The 18,468-nt window shown below is 70.2% G+C and carries 14 protein-coding genes; 8 read left to right on the forward strand and 6 right to left on the reverse strand.

Annotated features, from left to right (window positions below):
* Window positions 1-9 precede the first annotated feature (9 nt).
* The 4 genes from AC1DEL_RS16955 to AC1DEL_RS16970 form a co-directional block, all read right to left on the reverse strand.
* The gene (locus AC1DEL_RS16955) at window positions 10-621 is read right to left on the reverse strand and encodes a vWA domain-containing protein (protein ID WP_092297147.1); all 612 of its coding nucleotides are present in this window, start codon (window positions 619-621) and stop codon (window positions 10-12) included.
* A 62-nt stretch (window positions 622-683) separates the two neighbouring features.
* Window positions 684-1,721, reverse strand: a complete 1,038-nt coding sequence (locus AC1DEL_RS16960) for a magnesium chelatase ATPase subunit I (RefSeq protein ID WP_441592889.1) — start codon at window positions 1,719-1,721, stop codon at window positions 684-686.
* Window positions 1,718-5,533 carry a cobaltochelatase subunit CobN gene (gene cobN, locus AC1DEL_RS16965; protein WP_477159131.1) on the reverse strand — a complete coding sequence of 1,272 codons (3,816 nt, stop codon included), beginning with the start codon at window positions 5,531-5,533 and terminating at the stop codon, window positions 1,718-1,720. The genes AC1DEL_RS16960 and cobN overlap by 4 nt, the downstream gene beginning before the upstream one ends.
* Window positions 5,534-5,645: 112 nt before the next feature.
* Window positions 5,646-9,749 carry a cobaltochelatase subunit CobN gene (locus AC1DEL_RS16970; RefSeq protein ID WP_477126036.1) on the reverse strand — a complete coding sequence of 1,368 codons (4,104 nt, stop codon included), beginning with the start codon at window positions 9,747-9,749 and terminating at the stop codon, window positions 5,646-5,648.
* 484 nt (window positions 9,750-10,233) lie between these two features.
* On the opposite strand from AC1DEL_RS16970, the gene AC1DEL_RS16975 reads away from it, so the two are divergent.
* The 3 genes from AC1DEL_RS16975 (at window position 10,234) to AC1DEL_RS16985 (ending at window position 11,703) form a co-directional block, all read left to right on the forward strand.
* Entirely contained in the window at window positions 10,234-10,545 is a 312-nt protein-coding gene (locus AC1DEL_RS16975) for a hypothetical protein (protein WP_092297134.1), read from the forward strand.
* 118 nt (window positions 10,546-10,663) lie between these two features.
* Entirely contained in the window at window positions 10,664-11,335 is a 672-nt protein-coding gene (locus tag AC1DEL_RS16980; protein WP_477107963.1) for an alpha/beta hydrolase, read from the forward strand.
* Entirely contained in the window at window positions 11,332-11,703 is a 372-nt protein-coding gene (locus tag AC1DEL_RS16985) for a hypothetical protein (protein WP_177219960.1), read from the forward strand. Before AC1DEL_RS16980 ends, AC1DEL_RS16985 begins: the two co-directional genes overlap by 4 nt.
* A 21-nt stretch (window positions 11,704-11,724) precedes the next feature.
* Here AC1DEL_RS16985 and mdtD read toward each other — a convergent pair whose 3' ends face one another.
* The gene (mdtD, locus tag AC1DEL_RS16990; protein ID WP_477113403.1) at window positions 11,725-13,131 is read right to left on the reverse strand and encodes a multidrug transporter subunit MdtD; all 1,407 of its coding nucleotides are present in this window, start codon (window positions 13,129-13,131) and stop codon (window positions 11,725-11,727) included.
* A 129-nt stretch (window positions 13,132-13,260) separates the two neighbouring features.
* Between mdtD and AC1DEL_RS16995 the strand changes: the two genes are divergently transcribed.
* A complete protein-coding gene (locus AC1DEL_RS16995) occupies window positions 13,261-14,118 on the forward strand; it encodes a LysR family transcriptional regulator (protein ID WP_441644280.1) in 858 nt (285 codons plus the stop codon).
* A gap of 28 nt (window positions 14,119-14,146) precedes the next feature.
* Here AC1DEL_RS16995 and AC1DEL_RS17000 read toward each other — a convergent pair whose 3' ends face one another.
* Window positions 14,147-15,259: an AGE family epimerase/isomerase gene (locus tag AC1DEL_RS17000; RefSeq protein WP_477126037.1), complete on the reverse strand. Its 1,113-nt coding sequence runs from the start codon at window positions 15,257-15,259 to the stop codon at window positions 14,147-14,149.
* A gap of 199 nt (window positions 15,260-15,458) precedes the next feature.
* Here AC1DEL_RS17000 and AC1DEL_RS17005 point away from each other — a divergent pair, with 199 nt between their 5' ends.
* From AC1DEL_RS17005 to AC1DEL_RS17020, 4 genes are all read left to right on the forward strand, one after another.
* Entirely contained in the window at window positions 15,459-15,728 is a 270-nt protein-coding gene (locus tag AC1DEL_RS17005; protein WP_092297120.1) for a hypothetical protein, read from the forward strand.
* Between the two features lie 153 nt (window positions 15,729-15,881).
* Entirely contained in the window at window positions 15,882-16,148 is a 267-nt protein-coding gene (locus AC1DEL_RS17010) for a hypothetical protein (RefSeq protein ID WP_477126038.1), read from the forward strand.
* Window positions 16,149-16,384: 236 nt separating this feature from the next.
* Entirely contained in the window at window positions 16,385-17,293 is a 909-nt protein-coding gene (locus AC1DEL_RS17015) for a ferritin-like domain-containing protein (protein ID WP_211943569.1), read from the forward strand.
* Between the two features lie 20 nt (window positions 17,294-17,313).
* Window positions 17,314-18,456, forward strand: a complete 1,143-nt coding sequence (locus AC1DEL_RS17020; protein ID WP_477110452.1) for a glycosyltransferase — start codon at window positions 17,314-17,316, stop codon at window positions 18,454-18,456.
* Window positions 18,457-18,468 lie beyond the last annotated feature (12 nt).

Genomic DNA, 18,468 nt, shown 5'->3' on the forward strand with positions numbered 1-18,468 from the left:
TAGTCGAACTTAGTCGATCAATGCGGCGGCGTCGCGGTAGTCGGCGTCCCACGCCGTGGCCAGCGCGCGGCAGCGGCCGAGCGCCACGGCGCGTCGCTCCACGTCGACGACCACCACGTGATCGGCCCAGGCGGGCCGGGGCGGCAGTTCACCGCTGCGCCCATCGGTCAGCAGCCAGAGCCAGCGCCGCTGCATCGGCCGGTGGCGGGCCTGCGCCTCGAGCAACTGGCCGGCGCGCGCCACGCCCAGCGCCAGCGGGGTGCCGCCGCCGCCGGCAATCGGGCGGATCCAGTCGGCGTTCCAGTACCGTGCGCGCGACGGCGCGAGCCGGACTTCGGCCTGCTGCCCGGCAAAGCAGACCAGCGCCACGTCCGCGCGGGACTGGTAGGCGCGCTCCAGCAGCCGCACGAGCACGCCCTTGGCCAGCGCGAGCTGCTCGCCCTGCGTCATCGAGCCGGAACAGTCGAGCGCCACGCAGTGGAGCACGCCAGCGCGTGCATCGGCCCGCCGGTGGCGCAGGTGCTCGGCGGCCAGCCGCGCCTGCCGCTTGGCCGCCAGCGTGCGCGGCCAGTGGATGCGCGCCCCGGGCACGCCCGCGCCCGGTGTGGCCGGACGTGGCATCGGACGCGGAGTCTGCCACCGGTTGCCGCCTTGCCGGACCTGCCCGGCGGCCTGCCGGTGGCTCAGGCTTTTTTTGGCGGGCGATTCCCGAAGGCGCGCAGCGGCTTGATGCTGGCGATGCCGGCGGCGGTGTCAGCCGGGGGCGGCATGGCGCCCCACGGGTTGTCCTGCGGCGCGGGCGCCGTGGCACGCTCCCCGGCCGAATCCACTTGGCCAGCTTCGGGGGATGCCGGCGACCCCGCATGGCGACGATGATGGAGCACCAGCTCCGCCACGGCATCCACATGCGCCACGGTCACCGCCGGGGCGCCGTCCCACGCGGCCAGCGCGCGTGCGGCGCGCAGCATGACGAGGTCCGCCCGCACGCCATCCACCGCCGCCGCCAGGCACAGCGCGCTGACATGGGCGTGCACGGCATCGGAGAAATCCAGCCCGCCGAGCGCGCCGCGCGCCCGGGCGACCTGCGCCGCCAGCGCCTGCTGGGCCGTCGCCACGGCGGCGCGGAACGCCTCCGGGTCGGTATCGAACGCCAGCCGGGCGCGCACGATGGCCTGCCGCGTGGCCGGGTCGGCGTAGTTGTCGAGCGCCAGCGCGAGGCCGAAGCGGTCGAGCAGCTGCGGGCGCAACTCGCCCTCCTCCGGATTCATCGTGCCGACGAGCACGAAGCGCGCCGCGTGCTGATGGGACACGCCATCGCGCTCCACCACGTTCACGCCGCTGGCCGCCACGTCGAGCAGCTGGTCCACCAGCGGGTCCGGCAGCAGGTTGACCTCATCCACATACAACACGCCCTCGTGCGCGCGCGCCAGCAGGCCCGGCGCGAAGCGCACCTCGCCCTGCTGCAGCACGTGGCTCAGGTCCAGCGTGCCGGTTAGCTGTTCCTCGCTGGCGCCCAGCGGCAGCGTGACGAAGTGGCCATGCGGCAGCAGCTCCGCCAGCGCGCGCGCCGCCGTGGACTTGGCCGTGCCGCGCGGCCCGGTGACCAGTACGCCGCCGATGCCGGGATCGACGGCAGCCAGCAGCAACGCCTGTTGCAGCCGCGCCTGGCCGACCAGGGCGCTGAACGGAAACGGATGTCGCACGACGGTGACGGGACTCATAAGGATTGACCTTCGATGCGCTGCTCGTTATCGAGCAGATGTTGTTCGATCCGGCCGCGCTGGGCGCCCGGTTCTTGCCAGAGCCCGCGTTCCATGGCCTCCAGCAGCCGCTCGCAGATGCCTTGCAGCGCGCGCGGATTGTGCCGGGCGAGGAATTCGCGATTGACGGGATCGTGGACGTAGGCGTCCGCCACCAGCGCGTACTGGTGGTCGCCCACCACGCGCGTCGTGGCATCGTAGCCGAACAGGTAGTCCACGGTGGCGGCCATCTCGAACGCGCCCTTGTAGCCGTGCCGGCGCGCGCCATCCATCCACTTGGGATTGACCACCCGCGCCCGGATCACGCGGGCGATTTCCTCGCCCAGCGTGCGCACGCGCGGCGCGGCCGGGTTGGCGTGATCGCCGTGATAGATCRCCGGCTGCTCGCCGCCCAGATGCCGCACKGCGGCMACCATRCCGCCCTGGAACTGGTAGTAGTCGTTGGCGTCGAGCAGGTCGTGCTCGTGGTTGTCCTGGTTCTGCACCACGGCGTCGATCTCGGCCAGCCGGGTGGCGAAGGCGTCGCGCGCGTCGATGCCATCGGCACGCTGCCCGTAGGCGTAACCACCCGCGTGCAGGTAGGCGTGGGCGAGGTCCGCGTCGTCCTGCCACTGGCGGCCGTCGATCAGGGCCTGGAGGCCGGTGCCGTAGTCGCCGGGTCTTGCGCCGAAGACGCGCCACCCGGCGCGCTCGCGCGCCTCGTCCGGCGCGGCGCCCTCGGCTTGCAGCCGCGCCTGCTCCGCCAGCACGCGGGCGCGGATCGGGTTGACGTCCGCCGGCTCGTCGAGATCCGCCACGGCGCGCACGGCGGCGTCGAACAGCGCCACGAGGTTGGAGAAGGCATCGCGGAAGAAGCCGGACACGCGCAGCGTCACGTCCACGCGCGGGCGGCCGAAGTTGGCCATCGGCAGGATCTCGAAGTCCACCACGCGATGGCTGCCCTGCGCCCACTTGGGCCGCACGCCGAGCAGGGCCATGGCCTGGGCGATGTCGTCGCCGCCGGTGCGCATGGTCGCCGTGCCCCAGACCGACAGGCCCACCGCGCGCGGATATTCGCCGTGTTCCTGCAGGTGCCGTTCGATCAGCAGGTTGGCCGCGCGCAGGCCGAGCGTCCACGCCGTGCGCGTGGGCACCGCACGGGTATCCACCGAATAGAAGTTGCGGCCGGTGGGCAGCACATCCGGCCGGCCGCGCGAGGGCGCCCCGCTCGGGCCGGGTGGCACGAAGCGCCCGGCGAGGCCGCGCATTAGCTGCGTCAGTTCCTGTGCGCCGCAGGCGTCCAGCCGTGGCGCCACTTCCTGGCGCAGCCGGGCGAGAACCTGCGCGGTGTGCGGCAGGGGTGCCTCGTCGTCCAGCCCCCCGTCAAGCAGGCGCAGTGCCAGCATTTCCAGCCGCTCGCGCGTGTCGCCATGGTGGCGCCACGGGCCGGCGTCGATGTCCGCCAGCAGCGCCGGGCGTGGCCCCAGCCACGGCGCGGCCCAGTCAGCGTCGAGCGGGTCGAAGTCGTCGCCCAGCGAGAGGTCGGCGCCCATCGCCGACAGCAGCCCCGCCCGGGCGTCCCGGCCATCGCCCACCGGAAAACGCGCCAGCGCCGCCAGCGTGTCCCGGCGCTGCACGCCGGCCGGAGACTGGCCGAACACGTGCAGGCCATCGCGGATCTGCGACTCCTTGAGTTCGCACAGCCACGCATCGGTGCGATTCAGCAGCGCGTCTTCCTCCTCGCCGCCGGCCGGCGCCGCCAGCCCCAGTTCCGTGTGCAGCTGCTGGCCGACAATCGTCGCCAGGATCTCCTTGCGCAGCAGCCGGGCGCGGCGCGCGTCCACGGTCAGCGCCTCGTAGTACTCGTCCACCTGCCGCTCCAGATCCTGCAGCGGCCCGTAGTTCTCGGCGCGCGTGAGCGGCGGCATCAGGTGATCGATGATCACGGCCTGCGTGCGGCGCTTGGCCTGCGCGCCCTCGCCCGGATCATTGACGATAAACGGGTACAGGTGCGGCAGCGGACCGAGGATGGCGTCCGGCCAGCAGGCGTCGGAGAGCGCCACGCTCTTGCCCGGCAGCCATTCGAGGTTGCCGTGCTTGCCCACGTGCACGATGGCGTCGATGCCGAACACGTGGCGCAGCCAGAAGTAGAACGCGAGGTAGCCGTGCGGCGGCACGAGTTCGGCATCGTGATAGCTCGCGTAGCCATCCAGGCCATCGCCGTCCACCCCATAGGCGCGCGCGGGTTGAATGCCGACGAACACCTGCCCGGTGCGCACGCCGGCGATCATGAAGCGGCCCTGACGCACCATCGGGTCGGCTTCGGGCGCGCCCCAACGCGCGGTCATCGCGTCCTGAAGCGCCGCCGGCAGCGCCGCCAGCCAGCGCCGGTAGTCGTCCACCATCACGCTCTGGAACGCGGGCCGCACGGCGTGCTGGTCGAGGTCGTTGGTGATGCCGCGCGTCAGGCCCTGCATCAGCGCATCGCCGTTCTCCGGCAGCGCGTCGATGGCGTAGCCCTCGGCATGGAGGGCGGCCAGGATGTGCACGACCGACGCCGGCGTATCGAGCCCCACGCCGTTGCCGATGCGCCCTTCGCTGGCCGGATAGTTGGCCAGCACCAGCGCCACGCGCTTCCCGGCGTTGGGCAGCGTGCGGAGCCGGCACCAGCGGTGCGCCAGTTCCGCCACAAAGCGCACGCGCTCCGCGTCCGGCTGGTATTGCACGATGTCCGCCTCGGTGTGCGGGCAGCGGTAGGCCAGCCCTTTGAAGCTGACCGCGCGCGTGATGATCCGCCCGTCGACCTCGGGCAGCGCGATGTGCATCGCCACGTCGCGCGTGCCCAGCCCCTGGCTGTCGGCGAGCCAGTCCTCGCGATTGCCGCCGCTCAGGATCACCTGGAGTACCGGGGCATCGTTGGCGAGCGGGGCGTCCGCCTCGCCATCGACGCTGTCGAGCGAGGCGACGGCGAACGCCGTGGTGTTGAGGACGAGCGCCACCTCGTGCGCATCGCACAGGCGCTGGAGCACTTCACGGCAGAGCGGTGCCTTCAGCGAGGTCACCGCCAGCGGCAGCGGGCGCAGGCCGGCATCGAGCAAGGCATCGGCGATGGCGTCGAAGACGGCCGTGTTGCCGGCCTGCAGGTGCGAGCGGTAGAACAGCAGCGCCACCACGGGGGCGTCGTCTGCCAGCCCGTGGGCGGCCCAGCGCGCGGCCCAGTCCTCGACGGTGGCGACCGTCCGTTCCGGGTGATGGATGGCGGCTTCGGGCAGCACCTGCGGCGGCAGCGCGGGTGTGCCCCAGCCGAAGGCATGGTGAGCCAGACAGCGGAAAAACTGCTCGGCGTTGCCGGCGCCGCCTTCGCGCAGGTAGTGCCAGAGCTGATGGGACAGCGCGGCGGGCGCGTTGCCGTGCCGGGCGAGGTTGTCGTCCTCGGCCAGATCGCCGGACCCCATCACCAGCAACTGGCCACGCGCGCGGGCCAGTTCCGGCAGCCGCTCCAGCCCGTAAGCCCAGTCGTTGACGCCGCCCAGATGGTCCACCACCACCACGCGCGCGTGCTGGAGCACTTCGTCGATATAGAGATCGAGCGAGGCCGGCTGGCGCAGGTACATCTGGTTGGCCAACCGCACGGACGGGTAACCGGGGCCGAGGCGCGGCACCGCGCCGGCCAGCAGCGACAGCGTGGTATCTGCCGCGCTTAGGACGACGATCTCGCCGGGCGTCTGCGCGATGCGCAGCACGACAGCGCTGTCCTCGACAAAGCCGCCGGGCCGGGTGGACAGCAGGTGCATGGGTCAGCGCGCCGACAGCGCGGCGCTGCCGAGGAAGCCGGCGACGAGGGTGGCGGGGATCATGGCGGTGTGCATGCGGAATCCAGTGGCGGGGCGGGTCGCGTGAAGGCGATCAGGATAAAGAGATGTGGGGTGGCTGTCCATCGGCGGCGGACGACGGTGATGGCGCCGCGCGCCGCGCCCGACGCCATTCCCGGAAGGCGCCCAGGGCGATGGCGAGCAAAGCCAGCGCCAGCGCTATCGGGCCATGGTGCGAGCGGGCGGGCGATGCCGCCGCTACCGGCGCCACGCGCGGAACGAGGTGTTGACCCGTCACCGACTGGGCGCGGTCGGCCTGTGGCGATGGGGCGGGTGCTGGCGCGGGCGCGGGCGTCGGCGTCGGCGTCGGCGCAGCCTTCGCCGTCATCGACGGCCGCGCCACCGGCCCCGGCGCCACCACCGCATCGGCCAACTCCCGGCCCAGCGCGTGCAGCAGCGCCGGGTCCACCCGCGCCGCCCGGCCCGCCTGCGCGATGTGCGCCATCAGCACCGGGTTGCCGCAAGTATTGGCCGTGCACGAGAGGCCGTCCCGCCGCACGGCATCCGCGTAGCGGCGCAGCAGCTCGGCGCGTTCTTCGTCCGTGAAGCGATAGCTGCCCTGCCGGTCCACCTCGAGCAGCCGCGCCAGAATGCCCTGCTGCGCGTGCGGATTGGCCTGCCGGAAGAAGGCGTCCATGCCGAGGCCGAGCTTGTCGGCCACGTAGACGTCATAGGTGCGCTGCCAGAACTCGCCCGGCATCTGCTCCGGCACGGTGGCCTGGAAGCCGTAAAGATGCTCGATCTCCTTATACATCTCGCGCGCGCCGGCATAGCCCGAGCGCTGCATCGCGCCGATCCACTTCGGGTTCCATTGCCGCGCGTTCAACTCCGTGGCCAGCCACGTGCGGGCATCCACGGTATCCGTCTCGCCGGCGCGGCGCAGGTTGTGCAGCCAGAAGCGCGGCGCCTGCCCGCGCACCGCGCGCGTGGCGGCGGTCAGGCCGCCGGCGTACTGGTAGGTATCGTCGTTGTCCAGCGCGCCGTACAGCGTGCTGGTGCGCGAGAACAGCACGGCCTCGTTCGAGGCCAGATGGCTCGCCAGCGCATCCGGCGCGCTGGCGCCCCAGCCTTCGGCCGAATAGGCGAAGTTCATGTAGCGCAGGTACTGCCGCGCGAGGGCGTCCGGGCCGTCCTGCGCATCGCGGCTCTGCTCCACCATCTGCTGCACGCCGATGGCGTAGTTGCCGGGCTTGGCGGCGAACACGCGGGCGCGGGCCAGTTTGCCGGCGGTGTCCGGGTCCGTGCCCCGGGCGACCAGCGCGGCGGCCACCGTGCGGTCGTGACGGCTGATGGCGTTGTCGCCGGCGGCAGCGGCCAGCCGCGCGGCCTTGTCAAGCAGCGCCACCTTGTCGCCAAATCCATCGCGGTAGATGCCGGAAATCGTCAGCAGCACGTTCACACGCGGCCGGCCCAGTTCGGCATCGGGAATCAGCCGCACGTCCTCCACGCCGCCGCGCGCGTTCCATACCGGCGTCACGCCCATCAGCCAGAGCGCCTCGGCCTCCATCGCGCCCTGATGCCGTTCCGTTTCGCCGTACCAGAGCACCATCGACACCGACTCCGGCAGCCGCCCCGTTTCCTGCCGATAGCGCGCCAGCGTCTGCGCGGCCATGGTCTTGCCGAGCGCCCACGCTGCCGGCGTGGGGATCTTCGCGCCATCGAAGGCATGGAGGTTGCGGCCCGTGGGCAGGCCGTCGGGCGTGCGCACGGGGTCACCGAGCGGCCCGGTCGGCAGATAGCGGCCCGACAACACGGTGACGAGGCCATCCAGTTCGCCCCGGGGCGATGCGCGCAGATCGGCCAGCCATTGCCGGGCGAGTTGGAGCGCGGCCCGCACAGTAGGCGCCTGATCGTCGGCCAGTCCGTCCAGCGACGGCGCGCGGCCGGCGACCAGATCCTCGGCCCAGCCGTGCACCCGGGCGTCATGGGCGGAATTGCGCAGTTGGGACGACAGCAGCAGCGCCAGCGCGTCCGCCTGATCGGCCTCGGGCGGCATCTCGCCGAGCGCGTGGATGCCCAGCGGCATCGGCTCGGCCTCCACCTTGTGCAGGAAGGCGTGCAGGATCGGCTCGATCTGCGCCCACGGCGCGTCGGCATCGAGACCCAGTTGCTGGTCGAGCTTCAGCGTGCGCATCTGGGCGATGGCCTGCTGCCGGTACTGCGCCGATAGCTCGGGCGAGCTGCCCCGCGTGGCCTCGGCCTGCTCGATGGCTTCGTCGAGCTGCGCCAGCACGGGCGGCTGGCCGGCGCTGGCCAGCAGCGGCGACAGATGGCTCACCAGCACGGCGGCGCTGCGGCGCTTGGCCTGGATCGCCTCGCCGCCRCCATCCTGGATGTAGACGTAGGCGTTGGGCAGGTCGCCGAGCAGCACTTCGGCGCTGTCGTCGCCAGCCTGCCCCACCTGCTTGCCGGGCAGCCACTCCAGCGTGCCGTGCCGGCCCACGTGCACCACGGCATCGGCGCCGAAGGCATGGCGATACCAGAGATAGGCGGCGAGGTAGGAATGCGGCGGTGGCGTGATGGTGTCGTGCGAGGTATCCATCGCGCGCGCGAAGGTCGAGCGCAGCGGCTGGGGGCCGACGAACACATTGCCGAAACGCAGGCCCGGAATCACGAAGGCCGGCTCGCCCTGTGGGTCGCGCGCCACCATCAGCGGATTGCGCTCGGGCGGGCCCCAGGCCTGCGTGACGGCGGCGCGGAAGGCGGGCGGCAGCGCGTCGAACCAGCGCCGGTACTGCGCCATCGGCAGCAGCGTGACGTGGCCGCCGCGCACCATGCGCGCCAGCTCGCCGGGCGACCAGGTTTCGATGTTGCGCCCGTTCGCTTCCAGCAGCGCGGTCAGCGTGGCGGTGTCTGGCAGGTCATCGCCCGTTTGATAACCCGCCGCGCGCAGCCGCTGCAGGATCTGCGTGAGCGACGGCAGCGTGGCCAGGTAGCTGGCGCCGAGATTGCCGCGCCCGGGCGGGTTGTTGTAGTAGAGCACCGCCACGTGCTTGCTGGCGGGCGACTTGTCCTGCAGCGCGATCCAGCGGCGCACGCGCGCCACGATGGCGTCCACGCGCTCGGGCACCGCCGCGCTGCGCTGGCTCCCCTCCCCGCCTTCCTGCGTGGCGAACAGGATCGGCTCGGTCGCCCCGCTGCGCTCGGGTGCGGTCAGCAGCAACGGCAGCCGCTCCCCGGCGATGCCCCGTACATCGGCACGCCAGCCGGCTTCGCTGTCGCGCGAGGCAATCAGGTTGATCGTGTGCAGGCCGTGCCGCGCCAGCCAGTCCTTGTCCTCGGCGCGCGGAATGGTCAGGTTCAGCGCCAGCAGTGCGCGCAACGGCGACACGCCATCCTGCGTGACCAGCGCATCGAGCCCGGAAAGCGGCCAGCCGAACACCGGCACCGCGCCCACGCCCTGGCGCTCGAGCGCGGCGATCAGGGCGTCGATATGGGCGAGGTCACGCTGGCGGTAGTGGGTGGCGTAGAAGGCGATGCCGACCAGCGGCGCGCCGTCGGCAACGATGCCGGCCTGCCGGTACCACTTGAGGTAGTCCGCCAGCGACGCGAACGGCTGCGCCGCGCGGGGATGGTAGATGCCGGCCGCCGGCGCAGGGCGCACGGCGGGCACGGCGATCACGTCCTGCGCCGGCAGCCCTTGCATGCGCTGCCGCGCCGCCACGGCGAGAGCGAGGAAGGCGGCGAGGTTGTCCACGCCGCCCGCTTCCCAATAGGGCTGCGCGGCATCGGCAACATCGCGCCGGGCCGCTACCGGGCCCCACGCCGCATCGACGCTCTCCGCCGGGGCGCCGAAGACCAGCGCACCACGCGCGGCGGCCTGGCGCACGCCGGGTGCCATCGCGCGCAGCACCGTGGTCGGGGCGAATCGTGCATAGATGACATCGGCGTGCGCCAGCGTTGCGGCGTCCGGGGCATCGGTGCGGAAGGTGAACATGGCCAGCGCGTTGCCGTGCGCAGCGCGGAAGGCGGCTTCGGCGGCGGGCAGCAGGTGGGCGTTCGACGTGACGACAAGCACGCGCACCGGCGCGGCAGCGACCGCGGCGACTGCAGCTACCAACGAAGTGGGCAGCAGCAGGCAGCAGAGCAGCGCGAGCCACAGGCGCAGGCAGCGGGCGACGGCAGGATGGGGAGTCACTCGGAGGGGGCAGGATGGCATGACGGGCAGCACACCGCACATCGCGGAAGCGGCTGGCCCGGCATTTTACCCGCAGTGGATGCGGCAGCCGCGCGCCATTCGTACGTATGTTTGATGCGTGCAGATCACCTGCTGTTGCGCGCCACCCACGCGGGTGTTGTTTTTTTCATCGGATGGGCGCCGGCGGTCCGCTTTGCAATGTTGACCATGACAGGCAATTACGTCACACAGCCGCCGGTAGTAATCACAAAGTATGGCGCCGGAATCGCCCCGGATCGCGCCCGGATCCCCCGCAATCACGGGGCGGGAGGCCAATGGGCGAACAATCTACTCATCCAGGTAAGTGGCGGCAATCATCCTTGTGGGCGACGCCACATGCATTGTGGTGACCCATCGTGTACCTCGCGGCGAATCGACTATATTTGACCTATGGCGCGCACATCCCGAATCACCCAGCCGTAAGACAGCCCTGGAGGTAACTGCCATGCGTTCGCTTGCCAACTTGTTCAGTCCGCCGACGCCAGAGAAGATCGCCGAGAAGGAACTGCAAGACATGAGGCTGACGCTTTTTCAGGCAGAGCGTCGCCTGCTGGAAGCGCAGATGCAAGTCGATTACTACCGCAACATGATCTCGTTCCTCGAGGAAGTGGGCGCGACCGGTGTCGAAGGCGTGGCGGACCGTCGCCATGCGGCCATGTCGCCCACCCCCGGAGCACCCGCCCTGCCGCCGGCCTCGCAGCCCGCGCGCGTGGCGCCGGGCCTGACCACCGTCCCCATCGTACCCTCGGCCGCCTGACCGTTCCTTCGCCCGGCCGGCATGCCCGGCTGTGCGATACTCGCCGCGTTCGATGCCATGCCGCCCCCACTCCGGGGCGGCATGCGCACGTCTGCACCAGACTTCAAGGAACCGGCCCATGAGCACCCTTCTGCCCGCGATTGACCTCGAGACCGCGCCAAACCCCACGCACAGCGTGATCTGGATGCACGGCCTTGGCGCCGATGGCAACGATTTCGTCCCCGTCGTGCCCGAACTGGGCCTGCCCGCCACGCTGGCGGTGCGCTTCATCTTCCCGCATGCCCCGGCGATTCCCGTCACCTGCAACAACGGCTACGTCATGCCGGCCTGGTATGACATCTATTCGCTCGACGAAGCCGGCCGGCGCGCCGACGAGGCGGGCATCCGCACCTCGTGCGAGGCCATCCGCGCGCTGATCGCGCGCGAGAACGCGCGCGGCGTGCCGACCAGCCGCATCGTGCTGGCCGGGTTCTCGCAGGGCGGCGCCATCGCCTACACCACGGCGCTGACGCACCCGGAGACGCTGGCCGGAGTGATCGCGCTCTCGACCTACATCCCCTCGCCAGACCTGATCGCCGCCGAGGCCACGCCCGCCAATGCCGCCACGCCGGTGTTCGCCGCGCACGGCACGGAGGACGACGTGGTGCCGCTGGGCCTGGGCACGCGCGCCCGGGACTTCCTCACCGCGCGGGAGCAGCCGGTGGCCTGGCACACGTACCGCATGCCGCACTCGGTCTGCCTGGAAGAAATTGCCGATATCGGCCAGTGGCTGCGCGAGCGGCTGGCATGATTCCCACCACGCCCCCGCCCCGCATCGATTTCAACACCCGCAAGGCGCTGCTGTTCGCGCTGACGGCCGAGCGGCTGGCAGCGTTCTACGAACACGGCAAATGGATGACCGACGCGCAGGGCGCCACGCTGGCCGGGATGTGGCTGTCGCGCTCCAAGCTGCAACTGGCGCTATCGGAACGGCGCCTGCTCTCGGAGCTGAGCGATCAGTTCGCGCGCCAGTTGTCCGAATCGCTCTCGCGGGAAGCCGGCCTCTACGCGACGCACGAGATGATGGAAGCGCTCGATCCGAACTACCAGTCCGCCTTCGCCCATGACATGCTGGACGAATGCGAACGGCTGCTTCATGAGAACGGCGTGACCGAGTGAGAGCTAGGGCTCAGACCGGGCTCAGACCGCGCGGCGCACCGGATTGAGTGCCTCGCCGTCCAGTCGCCGGAACACGAAGGCCGACAGCAGCGTGATGATGCCCACCGCCAGGAAGGCCAGCCGATAGGCGGGCGCGGCCACGCCCAGCTCGTTCGAGAACAGGCTGACGAGCCCGCCGCCAATCGTCACGCCCAGGCCGATGGCCAGCATCTGCACCATCGAGAACAGGCTGTTGCCGCTGCCGGCGTCCTCGCGCGAGAGGCCCTTCAGCGTCACGCTGTTCATGGCCGCGAACTGCATCGAGTTCGAGGCCCCGAACGTGGCCAGTTGCAGGATGGACAGGGCCAGCGGCCAGCCCGGCGACATCGCCGCGAACGAGGCAATCGAGGCCCCCACGATCAGCGTGTTCACCAGCAGGAAGTTGTCGTAGCCGTAGCGGTTGACCAGCGGCACGATCCAGCGCTTGGACACGGTCCCGGCCACCGCCACCGGCAGCAGCATCAGGCCCGAATGGAACGGCGAATAGCCGAGCTGCAACTGCATCAGCAGCGGCAGCAGGAACGGCACCGCGCCGGAACCGATGCGGCAGACCAGATTGCCCACCAGCCCCACGCTGAAGTTCGGCTCGCGGAACAGCGCCAGCCGGAACAGCGGCGTGGCGTGCCGGCGTGCATGCGGGATATAAAGCAGCGCGGCGACGATGCTGACGGCGGCCAGCCCCAGGCTCCACAGCAGCGCGTGGGATGCGCCGTGCGGCACGTCCAGCGCCAGCGAGAACGCCACCATGCATAGCGACAGCAGCCCGCAGCCGACCCAGTCGAACGGCGGCGCCACGCCGGCCTCCCCCGCCGGCAGGTAGCGGCGCACCGCCAGCAGGCCCACCAGCCCCACCGGCACGTTGATCAGGAAGATCCAGTGCCAGGACGCGCTCTGCACCAGCCAGCCGCCCAGCACCGGGCCGAAGATCGGCCCCACCTGCCCGGCGATCGACACGAACGCCAGCGCGGCGATGTACTGCTCGCCCGGGATATTGCGCAGCACGGCCAGCCGGCCGATCGGCAGCAGCATCGAGCCACCCACACCCTGCAGCACCCGCGCGATCACCAGTTGCGTGAGCGTATGGGCTGTGGCGCAGTAGATGGAGCCGAGCACGAAGATCAGGATGGCGCAGAAGTACACGCGCCGCGTGCCGAACTTGTCGGCGAGCCAGCCGGAGGCGGGGGTCAGCATCGCCATGGTCAGCGTGTAGGCCACCACCACCGGTTTGAGGTCGAGGGGCTTTTCGCCGAGGCTGTGCGCCATCGAGGGCAGCGCGGTGTTGACGATGGTGGTGTCCAGCGTCTGCATGAAGAAGCCGGCGAAGACGATCCACAGCATGGCCTTCTGCGAGGCGGCGGCTGGGCTGGCGGGGGCTGAAGCGGTGGTCATGGTGATTCTTTGTAATCCCTGGTCGGCAGTGGCCAGGAACAATGGACCCTATGGTAAACACCGGGCTGCCCATCGGGAACCCCTCTGGCGCTATTGACTGCAATCGGAAAATCCGATGACAATGGCCCGATGCTCAATCCCGTCTGGATCCAGACCTTCGCCACCGTGGCGACGGCGCGCAGTTTTACCGATGCGGGCCGCCAGCTCGGCCTCTCGCAATCGTCGGTCAGCGACCATATCCGCCGGCTCGAAGACAGCGTGGGGCGGCGCCTGTTCGTGCGCGACACCCACTCCCTGCGTCTGACTGCCGATGGCGAAGCGCTGCTGGTCCACGCCCGGCTAATCCTGGAGGCGCTGGCGCGCGCAGAATCGCAGTTCAGCGCGCCCCGGCTGCGCGGCCGCGTGCGGCTGGGCACCTCGGACGACCTCGCCCAGGGCCCGCTGCCCAATGTGCTGGCGGCGTTCCGCGACACCCATCCCGACGTGGAACTCGAAATCACCATCGGCATGACCGGCAAGCTCTATGAATTGGTCGATGCCGGCATGCTGGATCTGATGATCGGCAAGCGGCGCGAGGGCGACCGGCGCGGCGTGTCGCTGTTCCGGGGGCCGCTGGAATGGCTGGCCCGGCCGGGCACGGTGATCGACGTGCGCCAGCCGCTGCCGCTGATTCTGGTGAACGAGCCCAGCGTCACGCGCTCGATTGTGCTCGCCACGCTGGCCAAGGCCGGCTGGCCCTGGCGCGTGGTCTGCGCCAGCAGCAGCCACTCCGGCTGCATCGCGGCCGCGCGCGGCGGGCTCGGCATCACCGTGCGGGCCCATGCGCTGGCGGGGCGCGGGCTGGTGCCGCCCGTCAACAGTCAGGAGTTGCCGGCGCTGCCAGAAGTGGAATTTATCTCGCTGGCGGCTGGCCGCCTTTCCGAGCCGGCGGAGACGCTGCTGACGCTGCTGCGCAAGAGTGATCTGCGCGCATCGCGCATGGATTGAGGCGTCAGCAGCCCGCTTCGTCGCCGATTCAGCCGAGCGTGCGCAGCGCCTGATAGGCCGTGAGCAGGTGGTAAGGCGTGGTGGACGGCATTTCGGCGCGCACCACCTCGCCGTCCGGCGCCACGCATTCGTGCCAGCCATCGGCATGGAGAAAACGGCTGCGGAAGCGGTCGATCCACTGCTCCAGTTCGATCAGCGGCGCCGCGTCTTGCTCCACGGTGCCCTTTACGGCCAACGCGCGGGCGAATTCGGTCTGGGCCCAGATCCGCTGGGTACCGTCCTGCAGCGTGCCGTCGAGATCCAGCGCTGCGCTGACACCGAGTGTGTCATTGATCACACCATGGGTGCGTGCGAAGTCGTACGCGCGGCGCAGCGAGGCCGGCAACGGCGTATCGGCGAACAGGGCCGGCGCCATCATCACCAGCGAATACCACTCGAACTGATGTCCCGGCTCGATCCGGTTGCCGGGCGTGCCCTGCGGCTGCTCGGCCACGCAGCCATTGGCGGGATTGACGAAACGCTCCGCCACGGCCGCCCCCATCTCTCGCAGGCGGGCGGCGAACCAGCTATCGCCCGTGACATCGCACGCGGCGAGGTAGGCCTCCGTCAGGTGCATGACCGGGTTCTGGAGCACGCCGCCGCCGTTGACCGCAAAGTTGGGCGACAAAGCCGCGTGATAGAGGCCGTTTCCGTCGCCGAATCGATTCTCGATCACATCCACGGTGCGGCGCAGGGTCTCGAGCGCCGCCGCACTGCCCCCGGCGCGATGGTAGTGGGCGCAGGCGAAGACCACGAAGGCGTGGGTGTAGAGGTCGCGCGTCGTATCGCGCGGCGCGCCATCGGCATCGGTGCTGTAGATCCAGCCGCCTGCGCCATCACCGAAATAGTGCTGGAGCGAGGCGAACAGCGTATCGGCATGCGCGAGGTGGCCGGCGGTGGCGAAGACGTACAGTTGCCGCGCGCAGGCCATCGCCCGGAAACGCTTGTCTGGCAAGGGCTGGCTGGTGGCGCCATCGAGCGCCTCATGCGCCAGCCGGAGGTCTGCCCGCCAGCCGGGACCGGTCCAGGCGGGCAGGATGGCCGTGTCGAAATGGGCGATCAGCGAGGCGATCCGTTCGGAAAGTGTCGGAGAGGCGAGCATGGGGGTGAGCGAAATGCGGGCGCTGCCGCGTTGCGCGGCCACTGCCCAGGCGACACAAGATACTGGAAATGACAGGGCGGCGGAAGGCGCCAGGCGCCGCGCGCGCCGCACGGCGGCAGATGACACTGGCAAAGCGGCCATGCGGTGCTATGTTGAAAGTCCACCACCGGTCGTAACCCTGCCCTCCGGGAGAACCGCCATGTCCGCTCATCCCACGACAATCGCCGACCACCGTCGCACCCTCGTGATGCATGTGATGGAAGACCCACCCGGACGCTATACATGGCGCATCGTGGTGGAGGAGAAATGCGGAGGCGCCGAATGCGACAGCATGATCGAGGCGGCCACCGACTACGGCTCCCAGGCTGAGGCCGAAGCGGCCTGCTGGGCTGCCGGCAACAGCATGCTCGACGGCCAGCGCGCGGCAAGCGAACTGCCCGGCATGTATCCGAAGGACATGCGCCATTAGACGCATCGAACATCCGTTTGGCAGGCATTAAGCGACGTTAGCGCTTGTTTGCCCTTGATCCACCGTGGCCGCCGGCCTAGTCTGAAAGCGTGGCGGCACACGGCACGGGACGCTTTGTCCCGTTTTTTCCCGTATGCCTCTCGGAGAAAAGCGATGGACAAGCCCACTGTCAGCCCCCGCCGCTTTGTCGAACTGATGAACGAGCGGCTCGCCCGGCATCCTCTCTATCGTGAAGGGATGCACGTCTACGCCATCCCGCCGCATTCCGACCATCCGCGCAGCCTGGTCTGCGTGGGCCCGCGCGGCACCGAGGGCATCTGTGCCACCATCGAGAACATCGTGCGGGGCGAATGCGATGTCTTCCCCGAATTCCCGCCCGACCCGCATCACCGCCCCGGACACGAATCGCGTGCGCGGTAAGACAATTCGCCGAAATCCCGCTTCCGGCAGTGCGCCCCCGAAAAAATCAGGCCACCCTGGCCTGCGATATTGACCGGCCCTAGATACAATGGCCTCCGCATCCCCTGCCCGGAGCGCCAATGAAAAGAGCTTTCGAAGCCGATGGCAGCGTCGCGGACCTGCCATCCGCCCCTGCCGACACCGCCAGTTCGCCGAGCCCGTCTGCCCCCGCCAGCGCTGAGGCGCGTGCCGCCGCCGTGGCGGCGACCATCGCCCGCACAGCGGTGGAGCAGGCCGACCATGCGATGCGCCACTGGACCGATCCCTTGCCGGACCGGCTCCGCATCGGCTCTCCCGAACACCTGCGCATGTTCTGCAACATGCTGCTGCAGACCCACAACCCCTACAAACCGTCCGTGATCGACTGGCCGGTGCTGCCGCCCGATGCGCTGCGCCGGGTGACCTCGCTGCCGATCTGGGACATCGCCGTGCAGACCGAGGGCCGTGCGTCCATCCGCGTGCACAGCTATGCCCGCACCGTGCGCGACCCGCTGCTGCGCAGCGCGCTGGAGATGGATGCCGACGAGGAAGCGCGCCACAAGGTGGTGCTGGCCAAGCTGGTGGAGGCGTATGGCATCACGCTGGCGCCCGAACCCGAGTACCTGCCGCCCGCCGACCCCGAATGGGGCTGGCTGGTGACCGGCTACAGCGAGTGCATCGACAGCTTCGCCGCGTTCGGGCTGTTCGCCGCCGCCAAGGACTCCGGCTTCTTTCCGGCCGAGCTGGTCGAGACATTTGAGCCCGTGATCCAGGAAGAAGGCCGCCATATCCTGTTTTTTGCGAACTGGGTGGCGTGGTACCGCGCCAGCCTGCCGTGGTGGCGCAAGCCCGCCTTCGCCTGGAAGGTCTGGCGGGTCTGGTTCTTCCTGATCCGCGAGCGCATCGGCATCGCGCGCGGCATTGACGTGGATGTGGACGGCGCCGCCCAGGATGCGAATTTTCCGATGAACGCCGCCGACACATTGGGCCAGACGCTCTCCCCCGGCGCCATGATCGACCTCTGCCTGGCCGAGGACGCGCGGCGCATGGCGGGGTATGATGCGCGGCTTCTGCGCCCGACCACGGTGCCCCGGCTGGCCCGGCTGGTGCGCCGCTTTCTCAAATGAATCTGGAATTGACGCACGCCATGGCGTTTGGATTGTCCCTGCTGGTCCTGCTGATCTGGTGCGTACTGGTCTTCGCCCGCGCCGGCTTCTGGCGCGTGCGCAAGCCCGCGCCCTCCCCCCGCCCGGCCGCGTGGCCGCCCGTGGTCGGCATCATCCCCGCCCGCAATGAGGCCGATGTGATCGGCCGCGCCGTGACCGGCGTGCTGGGCCAGCACTACGCGGGCCGGCTTCACCTGATCGTGGTGGACGACCACAGCAGCGATGGCACCGCCGATATCGCCCGCGCCGCTGCGCTGTCGATCGGCAAGGCCGACCAGCTCACCGTGGTGGCGGCACGCGACCTGCCTGCCGGCTGGAGCGGCAAGGTCTGGGCGCAGTCCGAGGGGCTGGCCGCCGCCGACGTGCAGATGCCGGACGCCGGCTTCGCCTTCCTCACCGACGCCGACATCTGGCATGGCCCGGAAACGGTGACAGAACTGGTGGCCCGCGCCGAGCACGAGCGCCGCGACCTCGTTTCGCTGATGGTGCGCCTGCGCTGTGAATCAGCCTGGGAACGCATGATCGTGCCGGCTTTTGTCTTCTACTTCGCCAAACTCTACCCGTTCGCGCGGGTGGCAGACCCGTCGAGCCGCGTTGCGGCGGCGGCGGGTGGCTGCATGCTGGCGCGGCGCTCGGCGCTGGCCCGTATCGGCGGTTTCCATGCCATTCGCGGCGAGTTGATCGACGATTGCAGCCTGGCGGCGCGGATCAAGGAAGGCGGCCCGATCCGGCTCGATCTGGCGGACGACAGCATCTCGCTGCGTCCCTACGACGACTGGGAAAGCCTCTGGAACATGATCGCGCGCAGCGCCTACACCCAGTTGCACTACTCGCCCTGGATGCTGGCCGGCGCCACGCTCGGCATGATCCTGACCTACCTGGCCCCACCGGTGCTGGCGCTGGCCGGTGGCGCCGCGCTGTGGCCGGCGTGGCTGGCGTGGATCCTGATGGCGGTCAGCTATCGGCCGATGCTGCGCGAATACCGGCAACCGGCCTGGCTGGCACCGTTGCTGCCGCTCACCGCGCTGTTCTATCTGGGCGCGACGCTGGATTCGGCGCGCCGTTACTGGCTACGCCGGGGCGGCCAGTGGAAAGGCCGCGCCCAGGCGCCGATCCGCTCGTGAGCGCGATCGCTC

The sequence above is a fragment of the Cupriavidus sp. 10L43_2 genome (assembly GCF_056395265.1).

Excerpts from the sequence above, each read along its gene's own strand:
- AC1DEL_RS16955 (WP_092297147.1), bottom strand. The coding sequence starts at position 621 with ATGCCACGTCCGGCCACACCGGGCGCGGGCGTGCCCGGGGCGCGCATC.
- AC1DEL_RS16960 (WP_441592889.1), bottom strand. The coding sequence starts at position 1,721 with ATGAGTCCCGTCACCGTCGTGCGACATCCGTTTCCGTTCAGCGCCCTG.
- AC1DEL_RS16975 (WP_092297134.1), top strand. The coding sequence starts at position 10,234 with ATGCGTTCGCTTGCCAACTTGTTCAGTCCGCCGACGCCAGAGAAGATC.
- AC1DEL_RS16980 (WP_477107963.1), top strand. The coding sequence starts at position 10,664 with ATGAGCACCCTTCTGCCCGCGATTGACCTCGAGACCGCGCCAAACCCC.
- AC1DEL_RS16985 (WP_177219960.1), top strand. The coding sequence starts at position 11,332 with ATGATTCCCACCACGCCCCCGCCCCGCATCGATTTCAACACCCGCAAG.
- mdtD (WP_477113403.1), bottom strand. The coding sequence starts at position 13,131 with ATGACCACCGCTTCAGCCCCCGCCAGCCCAGCCGCCGCCTCGCAGAAG.
- AC1DEL_RS16995 (WP_441644280.1), top strand. The coding sequence starts at position 13,261 with ATGCTCAATCCCGTCTGGATCCAGACCTTCGCCACCGTGGCGACGGCG.
- AC1DEL_RS17000 (WP_477126037.1), bottom strand. The coding sequence starts at position 15,259 with ATGCTCGCCTCTCCGACACTTTCCGAACGGATCGCCTCGCTGATCGCC.
- AC1DEL_RS17005 (WP_092297120.1), top strand. The coding sequence starts at position 15,459 with ATGTCCGCTCATCCCACGACAATCGCCGACCACCGTCGCACCCTCGTG.
- AC1DEL_RS17010 (WP_477126038.1), top strand. The coding sequence starts at position 15,882 with ATGGACAAGCCCACTGTCAGCCCCCGCCGCTTTGTCGAACTGATGAAC.
- AC1DEL_RS17020 (WP_477110452.1), top strand. The coding sequence starts at position 17,314 with ATGGCGTTTGGATTGTCCCTGCTGGTCCTGCTGATCTGGTGCGTACTG.